Below are 14,157 nucleotides of genomic sequence, written 5' to 3' on the forward strand. Positions count from 1 at the left end.
ATGCCCGTATCGGGTGGGTCCGTCGTACGACGGACCGGACGGATCCTCACCGGCATCGGCGCGCTGGCCGTGCTCCTGGTGCTGCTGGCCGGCGCGCCGATCGCGCTGCTCGCCTTCGCCGGTAACCCACTGCCCGATCACCTCCCCACGATCAGCGAGGTGGGGACCGCGCTGACCAGCCGGGACGACGGTCAGCTCTTCCTGCGGGCGTTGGCCGTGGCCGGTTGGATCGGCTGGGCCACGTTCGCCTTCTCCGTCCTCGTCGAGTTGGGCGCACAGGCCCTGCGCCGGCCGGCGCCGAAGCTGCCCGGGATGGGCCGCCAGCAGAAGGCCGCCGCCGCGCTGGTCGGCTCGGTCGCGCTGATCCTGGTCGCCAGCCCGGCCGCCGCCAGCGCCGCGGCGGTCTACGGAACTCCGGTGTACGCGAGTCCGAGCGCAACGGCCATCACCACAGTGGCCGCGCCGACCCGCGCCGCGACGACACCGGACACGGCCGCACCGGTGGCCCGGGGCGGGCTGCTCGGCATGGCCGGCACGGTGCCGGCCGCACCGGGTGCCTCGGCGGCGAACGACGAGGCCGCGCCGGTGTACCGGGTGGCGCGGGGCGACTACCTCGGTGAGGTGGCCGAGCGGTACCTGGACGAGTTCGGGGACTACCGACAGCTCGCCAAGCTGAACAAGCTCGACGACCCGGACCGGATCCGCCCCGGCCAACTGCTCCGACTGCCCACCGAGGCCTCCGACCAGGGGACCCGGCGGCACGCCACCGGTCGGCTCGTCGACCGGCCCGCAGCGCCGAAGCCGTCCGCGCCCCGGCCGGCGCCCGAGCGGGCCGCACCGCCGCGGGTGGCCCCGGCACCACCCAGCGGTACGGAGTCAACGGGCCAACCACCAGCGATGACGGTCGGTGCGGCCCGGGCCGGTGCCGCCGATGGGGTGAACCGTCCGCTGGCGGTCTCCGCCGTACTGGCGGTGGCGAGCATCGTCGGCGCCCAGATCGGCGCAGTCCTGGGGCTGCGCCGCCGTCCAGCCACTGCCGGGGCGGCTCCCCGACTGGCGGCGTCCTCCCGCACATCCCGGGGCGGCGCGGGCCGAAGCAGCGGTGGCGCGGGCCGGCGGGGCAGTGGCGGGGCGGCCGGGAGCGGTGCCGCCTGGGCTGCCAGCCGGGCCGCTGCGGCCATCGAAGCTCCCGCGACACCGGGCGGCGCGGCACCGGGCGGGAACGACTTCGCACCTCGCGGCGACGGAATGACATCCACCGGCAGTGGCGCGGCACCTACCGGTAGCCGGGCTGCACCTAGGGGCAGCGGGATGGCACCTACGGGCAGTGGCGCGGCACCCGCCGGCAGCGGAATGGCTTTCCCCGGCAGTACGACGTTCCCGGGCAGCGCGATGGCTCTCTCCGGCGGCACGGCACCCCCGGGCGGCGGAATGGGGACCGCCGGCCCTGGGAGCTGGAGTGCTGACGACGGCTGGGCCGGTGCTGGTGGCGAGGGCGGGCTGTTCGACGGCGGGCACGGCCTGGACTCCGTGCCCGACGGTCCGCCGGTCGGCCGACACCGACGCACCTGAGCGGGCCCGCACTACCTGTTGTCTCCGCCGCCCTGTGGAGGCTCCGCAGAACTCAGCAGGGTCGTGCCGGGTGCCAGGCCGGCGACTCGGCCACCGCATGCTGGACCAGCGACTCGGGTGGCCACCGCGCGGGCCGGTAGGACAGGCCGGTCAGGGCAGGCGGGTCTGGAGCACGCCGTTCTGGATCCGGGTGGGCAGAATCTGCTGGTCGTTGCCAGACGGCCCCTGCACGACCTCACCACCGTTGAGCCGGAAGGCGCTGCCGTGCCACGGGCAGACCACGCAGGCGTGGCCGTCGATCTCCCGCACCTCACCCTCGCCGAGCGGCCCGCTCTGGTGCGGGCAGCGCTCCAACATCACGGTCACCTCGTCACCGTGCCGGTAGAGGATGACCGAGATGTTGTCGTCCACCTCTCGGGTGATCAGGGTGCGTTGCGGCAGCGTGGCCATGTCGGCCAGCGAGTGCCAACCATCGGTCATCCGGTGCAGCTCGGAGATGCTCTGGTTGACCTGCGCCCCCTGCTTGTAGGCCAGGTGACCCCCGATGTACGCGCCAAGGCTCACGGTGGAGAGCCCGAGGAAGCCGAGGGCGCGACCCATGCCGTGGCGGCCGGACAGCCGGGCGGCCAACGAGCCGGCGTAGAGCGTCATGCCGACGGTGTTGGCGGCGGCGTGCACCAGGCCGACCCTGCGCTGGTCCCGGGCGAGTGCCGCCCAGTCGTTCAGACCGGCGACCGCTGCTGGCAGCGCGCTGACGGTGCCCAGACCGACCAGCACGGTGGCGGGCCGGCGCTGCCCGGGCATGAGGTCCAGCACCGCGGCGCTGATCCACGCGCCGACCGGCACCTGCACCATCGCCGGGTGCAGCGGATGCCCGAGGGTCACCCCGTGCAGCAGGTCGCGCAGCCGGCGTGGACGCAGCGTCCCCAGGACGACCTTCTGCAACCGGTCACCCGCGCGGTCCAGCCGGGAGTCCTGCTCAACTTTCGTCAAAAGTGCTCGCACGAGTACCGACTTCCCGGCGATCGCCGTCGCAAACCGGTCGGCGGCGACAAACCTGCCGCACCGCCCGACGCCGCCGATCTTGCAGTTCCTGCTCCGAGGATCCGGGGCACAAGCCGCATAACGCCAACCGGAAGTGCAAGATCGACGGGGATTGTGGGGGTGCGGCGGGGCGGGCATGCTGGCCTGATGGGTGTGCGGGTGGAACGGCGCGGGGCGGTCAGCACCGTTGTGCTGGATCGGCCGGCGGCTCGGAACGCTGTGGACGGGCCGACAGCGCGAGCGTTGGCGGACGCGTTTCGGGCCTTCGACGCCGATCCGGACGCGTCGGTGGCCGTGCTCTGGGGCGCCGGTGGCACGTTCTGCGCCGGCGCCGACCTCAAGGCGATCGGCACACCGAGCGGCAACCGGGTCGAGCCGGAGGGGGACGGCCCGATGGGTCCGACCCGGATGACGCTCAGCAAACCGGTGATCGCGGCGATCTCCGGTTACGCGGTGGCGGGCGGGCTCGAACTGGCGCTCTGGTGTGACCTGCGGGTCGCCGAGTCCGACGCGACCTTCGGGGTGTTCTGCCGCCGCTGGGGAGTGCCTCTGATCGACGGTGGCACCGTCCGGCTGCCCCGGTTGGTCGGCGAGAGTCGGGCCATGGACCTGATCCTCACCGGCCGCCCGGTGGCGGCCGACGAGGCGTACACGATGGGGTTGGTCAATCGGTTGGTGCCACCCGGCCAGGCGCGGGCCGCGGCCGAGGAGTTGGCGGCGGCGATCGCCCGGCATCCGCAGACCTGCCTGCGCAACGACCGGGCGGCGCTGCTGGCCGGCGCGGGGCGAGGAGAGCCGGAGGCGCTGGCGACCGAGTTGGCGTACGGGATGGAATCGCTGGCCACGGACGCGGCGGCCGGCGCGGCCCGGTTCGCCGCGGGCGAGGGCCGACACGGCGCGACGCCGCCGGGAGGGGTACGCCCCCCGGCGGCGTCGGCTACCGGCTAGCTCAGTTGCGGTTGATGGTGAAGGTTGTCGTGGGGTTCTGGATGTCCACCGCGTTGTTGCTCAACCGGAGGTTGTTGAAGGTGACCGACCCGACGGCCGGCCCCTGCCCGGCCTCCGGCATCGGGTTCGCCCAGATGGCGAAGCCGGACTTCGCGTCGTAGGCGTCCCCGCTCTTACGGGCACCGCTGATGAAGATGTTCGTGAAGACCGTGTCGGTGATCGGGTTCTGCGGCTGCCCGCCGACGTAGTTGGTCTGGAACATGATGCCGCTGTAGGTCGGATCGATGATGTCGACGTCGCTGACCCGGATGCCCTGGAACACCTTCGAGGCGGAGAAGACCCAGATCGCCGGGAAGGTTTGTGAGCCCCAGAAATGCCCACCGGCCCGCACGATCGAGATGTTCTCGAACCGGGTGGGCGGGCTGGCACCGAAGCCGTTCATCGGATAGCCGAAGTCGAGCGAGCTGATGGTGATGCCCGAGTAGACCAGGGTGTCCGCGATGTAGATGTTGCGGAACGTGTTGCCGTAGCCGCCGTACACGGCGACACCGGCGGCCCGCCAGGTCAGGGTCGAGGTCAGGTTCTCGTAGATGTTGTCCTTCATGTCGGCGCCGCCCGCGTCGATCGCCGAGAACAGCGCGAAGCTGTCGTCGCCGGTGGCCCGGGCGTCGTTGTTGCTGACCAGGTTGTTGGTGCTCCCGTTGGTCATGTTGATGCCGTCGGCGAACATGTTCCGGATCCGGGAGTTCTTGATCGTCATGTAGTCGGTGTTCGCGCCCCAGTAGAGGCACACCATGTGCTCGTTCCAGATGTTGTCGATCACGATGTTCGACACGTTGGAGAAGTCGAACACCTTGCCCGGGCCGTCGATCCGCGAGGTGTAGTTGCCGAAGTACGCGAAGTTCTTGAACGACGAGTTGGCCGCCGAGTTCTCGGCCCGGAAGCCGATGTCGGTGTTGTCCTGGCCCGACGGCGCGTTGAACCGGGTGTACCAGGGGCCGGCGCCGGTCACCTGGACCGCCTTGCCGTACACCTGGAACTTCGACGAGGTGGAGTAGTTACCGGCCGGCAGGTACACCCCGATCAGGGTGCCGGTGGTGTCCATCCGCACCCGGTCCAGGGCGTTCTGCACGTCCTGGTGGGTGAAGCCGGTCGGCGTGGTGTAGCGCGCCGGGTCCGGGTTGGCGATCGGAGCCACCTGCTCCGTGTTGACGAAGTCGATGGCGTACGTGGTGGTGTTGGCCGGGTCCTTCTGAAGGCGGATCTTGCTGCCGGCCGGAACTGTGGAGTTGAGCATGACGTTGGCTTCGTCGTAGATGTGCCGCGGACCGCCAGCGCTCGGCGAGTTGCCCGGGCTGGTCTCGTTGCCGTACAGCCAGGCGTACCGGGACGTCAGATCGATGGCCTTGTGGAACGTGCCGTTGACGTAGACGTTCAGCGTCGAGTTGATCCCGCCACCGCCGAGGGCGTCCGGGATGGAGAAGCGGGTGACCAGCGTGTTGGTGCTGGCCCGAGTGGTGAACTCGACGTAGCTGCCGTTCGAGTTGAGGGTCACCGCCCGCCGACCGGACGCCTCGCCGGCCAGGTCGCCGACCTCCCGGTTCGGTCCGACGACGGCGGCGCCGCCGCCGATCACGCCGTCCTCAGCCTCGTACATGTCGTACGGCATGTTGGCACCGCGACCGACGAAGAGCGGCCGGTCACTCGTGTTGTTCGCCTGCTTCACCGGCAGCTCGTTGCCGTCCACGGCGAGCACCACCCGGACGGTGTACTTGCCGTTCGCGGCGGTCCAGGTGCCCAGGCTGATCGGGCCGACCGTGGCACCGGCGTTGATCACGCCGGAGTGCGAGCCGGTCAGGGTACGGACCACGGTGCCGGACTCGTTGAGCACGGTCAGGGTGATGCCGTGCGCACCGGAGGCGGAAGCCTGGTTGCCGGCGTTGCGGATGGACACGGAGAAGGTCACCGTGTTGCCCGCCGAAGGGTTGCCCGGCGACCAGGCGACCGCCGAGGCGACCAGGTCGGAGCTGGCGACCGCGGCGACGACCAACGGGCTGGGGTTGGTGTAGCTGTTGTTGGTGTCGTCCTGCTCGACGACGGTGTTCGACTCGTCGACCTTGGCGCTGAGCGGGTAGCTGCCCGAGTCCCGGGTGCCGATGCTGGCGCTGACAGTGGTCGAGGCACCGGCCGCGAGACCGCCGACCGAGGCCGTGCCCACCCGGGTGGAGCCCAGGTAGAAGTTGACGTTGGTCGCGCCGGAGGCCGCCGAGCCCGCGTTACGCACCGTCGCGGAGAGCGTGATGGTGCTGGTCTCCACCGGTGCGGACGGGCTGAACGACATGCCGGTCACGGTCAGGTCCGGGTTCGGGGCCGGGGTGCCGAAGACCTGGAACTCGGCCACCTGACCGGCCGGAGCGCCGGTGTTCGAGGCGATCGAGAGCCGTATGTCGGCCGCCGCGCCGGTGACCGGGATGGTCACCGTATTGCCGCTGCCCGGGTTGAAGCTGTAGTTCGCCGCGCCGACCAGCGTGGTGAAGCTCGACGAGCCCTGGTCCCGGCCGAGCACCGTGATGTTCTGGGTACGGGTGCCCCACGCCGAGTCCGGGTTGAGCTTCACGACGACCTGGCTGAGGCTGGCGTTCGCGCCGAGCTGCACTGTCAACGTGCTCGGGTTGCCGTTGCCCTCCCAGTAGGTGGCCACGTTGTTGTCGTTGGCGTTGGTGGCCACGAACGTGTGCACGAACCCGGAGGCGGTGATCGGCTTGCCGACAGCCAGGTTGGAACCGGTCGGCGGGTTGCCGGTGCCGGTGCGGGTCACGGTGTTGCTGTTCGCCGACTGGTTGCCGGCCGCGTCCTTGGCCCGGACGTAGTACGACACAGTGGCACTGGTCGGCTGGCTGTCGGTGTACGTGAGCGTCGAACCGTTGACGCTGCCACGCAGCGCGCCGTTGGCGTAGACGTCGTAGCCGGTCACCCCGACGTTGTCGGTGGACGCCGACCAGGCGAGCCGGATCTGCCCGCTGACCGGCTGGGTGTAGGCCAGGTTGCCCGGCACGCTGGGCGCCTGGGTGTCGGTGCTGCCGGTGGCGCCGTACACCTCGACCTCGGACAGCTGCGCGGCCGGCCAACCGGTGTTGCCGGTGACCTGCACGCGTACGTAGCGGGTGCTGGCGGCGGTGAAGCTGACGGTCGCGGTGTTGCCGCTGCTCGGGTTGAAGGTGTAGCCGGCGGACGCCTTCAGGGTGGTGAAGGACGAGCCGTTGGTCGAGCCCAACACCGACAACGTCTGGGTACGGGTCTGCCAGTCCGACGCGGGCGGCAGCTTGAGCACCAGCCGGTCCACGCTGACAGTGGCGCCCAGGTCCGCCTGGATCCACTGCGGGAACGCGTTGTTGGCGCTCTCCCAGTAGGTCGACGCGTTGCCGTCGTTGGCGTTGCCCGCCACGTAGTTCTGGTTGTAGCTGCTGGCGGTCATGGTGGCGGAGAGCCCGGCCAGCATGGCCACCCGGGCGGCGGCCGTGGACGGGTCGGCCGCCGGTGCCGCGCTCGCCATTGGGGTGACGACCGGGGCGGTGGCGAGGAGCATCCCGGCGAGCGCGCCGGCGAGGAGCCGTCGGTGGCCGGTTCGGGCGGTGCGGGGGACGGTGGTGGGCGCGCCGGTTGGCGGCGTGCCTCGTCTGGTGCCGGTCCTGGACATGGGGTCGCTACACCTCTTTCGGGGGTGGGTGTGGGTGCGTTGCCCGGCGACGGGTGCAGGGGTACGCCCGTCGATCCGCGACAGGTGGGGGCCGGTGCGTTCTCCCTTCCTGGTGGTGTGGTGGCGGCGGCCGGGACGGGCCGCCGGCACCACGGCGAGCAGAGTCAGGTCAGGCCGGGCCGTCCGCCGCGCGCGGCCCGTCGGTGGATTCGGCGGTACGCAGCCAGACCGCGGTGTCGGACGGCAGCAACCCGTCGTCGAGCGGCCCGCTGGCCAGCAGCAACTCCCCCTGAGCTGGCATCGGCACCGGCGCGGCGGACAGGTTGACCAGGCAGGTGAAGCCGCCACCGCGGCTGAACGCCAGCACCCCGTCCGGGGCGGGCAACCAGGTCAGCTCACCGTCACCGAGCGCCGGGTCGGCCTTTCGGGCCTGGATCGCCGCCCGGTACAGCTCCAGCATCGAGGCCGAGTCGCCGGTCTGCGCGCTGGCCGTCCGGTCCTTCCAGTCGGCCGGCTGCGGCAGCCAGGGCGCCGCAGCACCCTCGGGGCTGAACTCGAACGGCGGCTCGTCCCCGGCCCACGGCAGCGGTACGCGGCAGCCGTCCCGACCGGGGTCGATCCGGCCGGACCGCTCCCACATGGGGTCCTGCCGCATCGCGTACGGGATGTCCTCGACCTCGTAGAGGCCCAGCTCCTCGCCCTGGTAGACGTAGGCGGCACCGGGCAGCGACAGCGAGAGCAGCGCGGCGGCGCGGGCCCGGCGGGTGCCCAACTCCAGATCGGTGGGGGTGCCCTCGCGTTTGGCGGCGAAGCTGAACCGCGTGTCCGCGCGACCGTAGCGGGTGACGTGCCGGGTGACGTCGTGGTTCGAGAGCACCCAGGTGGCCGGCGCGTTGACCGGCGCGTGCGCGCTCAGCGTCCCGTCGATGCTTTCCCGCAGCGCCGCGGCGTCCCAGGCGCAGCCGAGGAAGTCGAAGTTGAACGCGGCGTGCAGTTCATCCGGGCGCAGGTAGTTGGCGAACCGCTGCCGGTCCGGCAGCCACACCTCACCGATCAGCGCACGGTCGGCGTACTCGTCGGCGACCCGACGCCAGCCCCGGTAGATCTCGTGCACCCCGTCGAGGTCGTGGAACGGGTGCGGCTGGTCCTCGCAGACCTCGGGCAGCGTCCCGTCCTTGACCAGGAGCCCGGCCGAGTCGATCCGGATGCCGTCAACGCCCCGGTCGAACCAGAACCGCAGGATGTCCTCGAACTCCTCCCGCACCCGGGGGTGGTCCCAGTTGAAGTCGGGCTGCTGGGGGGCGAACAGGTGCAGGTACCAGTCGCCCGGGGTGCCGTCCGGGTTGGTGGTGCGGGTCCAGGTCTCGCCGCCGAACTCGCCGACCCAGTCGGTGGGTCGTTCGTCGCCGTTGGGACCCCGACCGGGTCGGAACCAGAAGAGGTCCCGTTCGGGCGCGCCGGGTCCGCCGGCGAGCGCGGCCTGGAACCAGGGGTGCGCGTCGGAGCAGTGGTTGGGCACCACGTCGACGATGGCCCGGATGCCCAGCGCGTGCGCCTCCGCGATCAGCGCCTCGACCTCGGCCAGGGTGCCGAAGACCGGGTCGATGTCGCGGTAGTCGGAGACGTCGTAGCCGGCGTCGGCCATCGGGGACGGGTACCAGGGGCTGAACCAGATCGCGTCGACGCCGAGCGCGGACAGGTGGTTCAGCCGGGACCGGATGCCGGCGATGTCACCGATGCCGTCGCCGTTACCGTCGGCGAAGCTCCGGGGATACACCTGGTAGATCACGGCTCCACGCCACCACGGACTTCTGTCAGCTGTGGACACGAGCACCTGCTTTCTGCGTCAGTACGTCGGCGGGTTCGCCGGACCTGGTTATGTGTCGGGCGAACGGTCGTTGTTCGCCGCGCGGGAGGACCGGTGGTCGCTATCCCTTGATGCTGCCCGTGGTCAGACCGGACATGATGTTCCGCTGGAAGATCAGGAAGATGATGACAGTGGGGATCGCGGCGATGACCGACGCGGCGATCACCACGTTCATCGGTGTGCCGCCCGCGAAGGTGTAGATGCCGACGCTGACCGTCCGGGTCTCGGGCGACGGCATGACCAGCTTCGGCCAGAGGAAGTCCTTCCAGACCGCCGTCACGGCGAAGATCGAGACGACGCCGAGGATGGGGCGCGACAGCGGCAGGATGATCGACCAGAGCGTGCGCAGTGAGGACGCCCCGTCCATGAGGGCGGCCGCCATCAGCTCCTCGGGAATCGAGTCGAAGAACCGCTTCAACAGGAAGATGTTGAACGCGTTCGCGACCATCGGCAGCCAGATCGCGAACGGTGAGTCGAGCAGGTTGATGTGCAGGATCGGCAGGTCGAGCACCGTCACGTACTGCGGAACGATGAGGACCATCGCCGGGATCATCAGGGTCCCCAGCATCAGGGCGAGGATCGTGTTGCCGAAGATCGGTCGAAGTTTGGACAGCGAGTACGCCGCGGCGCTGTCGAAGACGAGTTGGAACAGCACCGCGCCGATCGCGTAGTAGAAGGTGTTGAAGAGCAGCTTGGCGAGGGCCAGGTTGTTCCACGCGTCGATGTAGTTCTGCGGCTGCGGGTCCTTCGGGAACAGCGACGGTGGGGTCTGGGCGATCTCCTGGCCGGATTTGAGCGCGCCGGTGACCATCCAGTAGAGCGGTCCGAGGAAGACGAGCGTGAACCCCGCCACGACCACGGCCAGCAGCGTCCAGTAGATGACCCGGCCGCGCCCCCGGCTGAGCTGGGATTGGGAGATGAGGGTCCGGGTTCCGGAATCCTGTGCCATTCCTCGCCGTCCTAGTCCTGTTTCGCAGTCAGCCGCACGTACACGGCGGAGAAGCCGGCCAGCACCACGAGCATGATCACGCCCAGGGCGGCGGCGCCGTTGAGGTCGTTCTGGAAGAACCCGTGCTGGTAGATGAGGTACGCCACCGAGGTCGCCGAGTCCTCCGCGCCCGCGCCGTTGGCGAGGATCAGGGGCTCGATGAAGAGCTGCATGGTGGCGACGATCTGCAACATCGCCAGGAGCGCGAGGATCAACCGGGTCTGCGGGATCGTCACGTGACGGATCCGCCGCCAGATCCCGGCGCCGTCGAGCTCCGCCGCCTCGTAGAGCTCGCCGGGGATGTTCTGCAACGACGCCAGGTAGATCAGCACCGCGCCGCCCATGTTCATCCAGGTCGACGCGAGCACCATGGCCGGCATCGTCATCTCGGGCGACTGCATCCACTGCGAGGTGGGCAGGTGCAGTGCCTTGAGGATCGCGTTGAAGAGCCCGGCCTCGCTCGGGTCGTACGCGTAGAACTTGAAGAGGAACAGCGCCGAGGCCGGCGGCAGCATCACCGGCAGGTAGACCAGGATCCGCAGGTATCCCTTGGCGTGGCGGAACTCGTTGAGCAGGATCGCCACGAAGAACGGCACCACGTAGCCGAGGGCCAGCGCGAGGACGGTGAAGTAGAACGTGTTCTGCCAGGCCGTCCAGAAGCTGGGGTCGGCGATGATGCGGGAGTAGTTGTCCCAACCCACCCAGGTGGTCTCGCCACGCCGGGTCCGCTGGAAGCTCATGATGATGCCGCGGACCATCGGGTACCAGGAGAAGACGACGAAGCAGAGCACCGCCCCGATCAGGAACGCGTGACCGGTGAGGTTGTCCCGTACCTTGCGGCCGAGGCTGGTGCGCTGTGGCCTCGCCGAGTACGGCGACGGCGGGCGGCCCGGTTTCCTGGGGGTCTCCGGGACGGTGGTGATCGCCAAGGCAACTCCTGAGTGAGTCGGTGACGTCGAGATGTGGTGCGAGTGGCGTGGGGGTCGGGTCGGCGTCCCGACCCCCACACGATCGGTCAGCTCTCGGCGGCGAGGAGCTGGTTGACCTTCTCCTCGGCGGTCTTGAGCAGTGCGTCGATGTTCGAGTTCGGGTTGGTCAGCACACCTGACATCGCGGCGTCGAGCACCGCGTAGACGGCCTGGGCGTTGCGCGGCTCACCCTTGATCGGGACCGGGGTGGCCTCGAAGAGCGCGAAGTTCGCGGTGTCGACGTTCGCGTTCGCCTTCCGCAGCTCCAGTTCCTGCTTCTGCGCGTCGCTGCCGTTGGCGAAGAGCAGCGGCTGGGGCAGACCCACCGGGTAGTTCTGCGGCTTGGCCCGGACGTAGTCGAACTGGCCCTTGCCCGGGGTGAGCTTCTGGTACGCGATCCACTTCAGACCGGCCTTGACCTGCTCGGGAGTGAGGTCCTTCTTGAAGAAGTAGCCCTCGCCACCACCGAGCGTCCCCTTCGCCGCGCCGTCCTGGCCGGGCAGCGGGGCCATCGCCCAGTCCTGGAACTTGCCCTGGAACTGGCTGACGATCGCCTGGGTGGCGTCCGGCGCGCCGATGAACATGCCGACCTTGCCGGCGCCGGCGTTCGTCAGCAGGTCGCCCCACTGGAGCAGCTGGCGGGCGCCCATGCTGTTGTCGCCGTACCGCATGTCCTTGAGGTTCTGCAGGACCTGCTTGCCCATGGGGTTGTTGAAGTCGGCCTTCTTGCCGTCCTCGGTCAGCACCCGGCCGCCCTGTGAGTAGAGCAGGGAGGTGAAGTGCCAGCCGCCGGTGTTGCCGGCGCTGTACTCCGAGTAGCCGGCGATGCCGTTGCCGAGCGCGGAGATCTTCTTGGCGGCGGCCCGGACCTCGGCCCAGGTCTTGGGCGGGTTGTTCACGTCCAGCCCGGCCTGCTGGAACAGGGCCTTGTTGTAGACCAGGCCCATCGAGTAGTTCTTCACCGGAACGGCGTAGAGCTTGCCGCCGTCGGTGAAGACCTCCTTGAGCACCGGGTCGACGCTGTCCCAGGTCGGGATCGCGTCCTTGTTGACGTGCTGACTGATGTCCATCGCCTGACCGGAGTCGAGCACCTGCTGGAGATCGGTCATGTACCCGTAGAAGACGTCGGTCACGGTGCCGCCGGCGAGGCGGGCGGTGAAGTCCGGCGGGTTGTTGCACTGCTCGCCGACGCTGACGCTCTTGATGATGATGTCCGGGTTCTGCTTCTGGAACTCGGCGACGTCGTCGTTCCAGTTCTGCAGCAGCTCTTTCTGGGCGCCGACCGGCTGGCAGTCGACCGTGATGGTGACCTTGCCGCTGGCGTTCGAGCCCTTGTCGTCGCTCTTCGTGGAGCATGCCGTGAGGCTGAGCCCCAGGCCGGCCACGAGCGCAACCGCCGCAGCCTTTCGGTATTGCGGTACGGACATCTGTCCATCCCTTCGGGAACGGGTGTCTCCAATGACCTTCGCTGATCTGCGGTGATACGACCTGACGCCCAGTAGCTGCGTCGGAGCCAGGTGTGAGTGGAGTCACTGTAGCGAGGCCGACTCATTTCGGCAAGGTATCGACCCTGCTCCGAAAGGACACGACGTGATTACGACAGATGTTGGCAATGCACTGAAAGTGGTCCGGTTTGCCGGCTCTTGATCCCTTATGGCCAGTCATTCGGTGCGGTCAATGCCGACCGGGGCGAGCAACGACGAAAACGGCCGCCGACCGCGAGAGGCGGTCGACGGCCGAAGCGTCGTTCGGTGTGGTGCCTAGCGGCCGGGGGCGGGCGCGGTGGAACCCCGCACGACCAACTCCGGCTCGAACAGCAACTCGTCCTGAAGGACGCCGGCACCCTCGATCTGGGTGACCAGCAGATCCACGGCGGCCTGCCCCATCGTCTCGATCGGCTGCCGCACCGTGGTCAAGGGCGGATCGGTGCACGTCATGAAGGCAGAGTCGTCGAAACCCACCACCGACACGTCGGCCGGCACTGAACGGCCCAGCCGTCGGGCCGCCCGGATCGTGCCCAGTGCGAGCACGTCGCTGGCGCAGATGATGCCGGTCACGCCCCGCTCAACCAACTTCGTCGCGGCGACCCGCGCCCCCTCCATCGAGAAGCTGGAACGCTCGACGCACTCGGCGTCACCCTCGTCCCAGCCGGCAGCCTGGACCATCGCGTCGAGCTTGCGCCGCGACGGCACATGCCCCTCCGGGCCGAGCACCATGCCGATCCGTTCGTGCCCGAGCGAGCGCAGATGGCCGTACGCCTGCTCCACCGCCACCGCATCGTCAGTGGAGACCCGGGGGAAACCCAGCTCGTCCACACCGGCGTTGACCAGCACGACCGGAAGCCCCCGGTCGGTCAGCCGACGGTAGTGGTCGTGTCGGGCGTCGGCGAGCGCGTACGAGCCACCGGCGAAGATCACTCCGGAGACCTGGTGGTCGAGGAGCATCTCCACGTAGTCCATCTCGGAGACCCCGCCGATGGTCCGGGCACAGAGCGCCGGGGTGTAGCCGCGCTGGGCGAGAGTGCCGGTGACCACCTCGGCCAGCGCCGGGAAGATCGGGTTCTGCAACTCGGGCAGCACCAGCCCGACCAGCCGGGCGCGTTCGCCGCGCAGCTTGGTCGGCCGCTCGTAACCGAGCACGTCCAGCGCTGTCAGCACGGCGGTGCGGGTCGCCTCGGAGACCCCGTCGCGGCCGTTGAGCACCCGGCTGACGGTGGCCTCGCTGACGCCCGCCTTCTTGGCAACTTCAGTCAACCGCTTGGTCACGGTCGCAATCGTACGTCACCTGAATGAAAGAAATGAACAGCAATCTGCCCGTCGTTTGCTGGTCGCCTGCCGCATTCTTCCCACGGTCGACCATTCCGACCTTCACGATCCGCACACCAAACGCCGAGTCCGCCCTTGCCGGCGCCCGGTCACACGAGCACTCTCGTCCGGCCACACGAGCGGAGACGGCCATGATCGACTCGGTTTCAGTGATATCGCGGGGTTGCGATGCCCCGGATACCCCGACTTCCTGAAACGCGAGTGGATCATGCCCAGCCGCCGCGCGCGGGGCATCGCCAGGCGCGGGG

8 protein-coding genes and 1 pseudogene are annotated in these 14,157 nt (G+C 69.4%); 2 read left to right on the plus strand and 7 right to left on the minus strand.

Annotated features, from left to right (window positions below; translation table 11 throughout):
- Positions 1–1,044: pseudogene (locus ACIA47_RS09285) on the plus strand (LysM peptidoglycan-binding domain-containing protein); the annotation flags it as partial.
- Between the two features lie 678 nt (positions 1,045–1,722).
- Here the strand turns inward: ACIA47_RS09285 and ACIA47_RS09290 are convergent.
- On the minus strand, positions 1,723–2,577 hold the full coding sequence (locus ACIA47_RS09290; RefSeq protein ID WP_203121959.1) for a Rieske 2Fe-2S domain-containing protein: 855 nt from the start codon (positions 2,575–2,577) through the stop codon (positions 1,723–1,725).
- Positions 2,578–2,763: 186 nt separating this feature from the next.
- On the opposite strand from ACIA47_RS09290, the gene ACIA47_RS09295 reads away from it, so the two are divergent.
- A complete protein-coding gene (locus ACIA47_RS09295) occupies positions 2,764–3,564 on the plus strand; it encodes a crotonase/enoyl-CoA hydratase family protein (RefSeq protein WP_396706774.1) in 801 nt (266 codons plus the stop codon).
- 1 nt (position 3,565) lies between these two features.
- Here the strand turns inward: ACIA47_RS09295 and ACIA47_RS09300 are convergent, their stop codons facing one another.
- The 6 genes from ACIA47_RS09300 to ACIA47_RS09325 form a co-directional block, all read right to left on the minus strand.
- Entirely contained in the window at positions 3,566–7,261 is a 3,696-nt protein-coding gene (locus ACIA47_RS09300) for a discoidin domain-containing protein (RefSeq protein WP_396706776.1), read from the minus strand.
- A gap of 169 nt (positions 7,262–7,430) precedes the next feature.
- Complete coding sequence (locus ACIA47_RS09305; RefSeq protein ID WP_396706778.1) at positions 7,431–9,050, minus strand: glycoside hydrolase family 13 protein; 1,620 nt, start codon at positions 9,048–9,050, stop codon at positions 7,431–7,433.
- A gap of 139 nt (positions 9,051–9,189) precedes the next feature.
- Positions 9,190–10,077, minus strand: a complete 888-nt coding sequence (locus ACIA47_RS09310; protein ID WP_396706780.1) for a carbohydrate ABC transporter permease — start codon at positions 10,075–10,077, stop codon at positions 9,190–9,192.
- Positions 10,078–10,088: 11 nt separating this feature from the next.
- Positions 10,089–11,045, minus strand: a complete 957-nt coding sequence (locus ACIA47_RS09315) for a carbohydrate ABC transporter permease (RefSeq protein ID WP_396706782.1) — start codon at positions 11,043–11,045, stop codon at positions 10,089–10,091.
- Between the two features lie 86 nt (positions 11,046–11,131).
- Positions 11,132–12,511, minus strand: coding sequence for an ABC transporter substrate-binding protein (locus ACIA47_RS09320; protein WP_396706783.1), 1,380 nt, complete (start codon positions 12,509–12,511; stop codon positions 11,132–11,134).
- A 333-nt stretch (positions 12,512–12,844) separates the two neighbouring features.
- Positions 12,845–13,849, minus strand: coding sequence for a LacI family DNA-binding transcriptional regulator (locus ACIA47_RS09325; RefSeq protein ID WP_112677526.1), 1,005 nt, complete (start codon positions 13,847–13,849; stop codon positions 12,845–12,847).
- Positions 13,850–14,157 lie beyond the last annotated feature (308 nt).

It is taken from the genome of Micromonospora sp. NPDC051227 (genome assembly GCF_044455385.1).
GTDB lineage: Bacteria > Actinomycetota > Actinomycetes > Mycobacteriales > Micromonosporaceae > Micromonospora.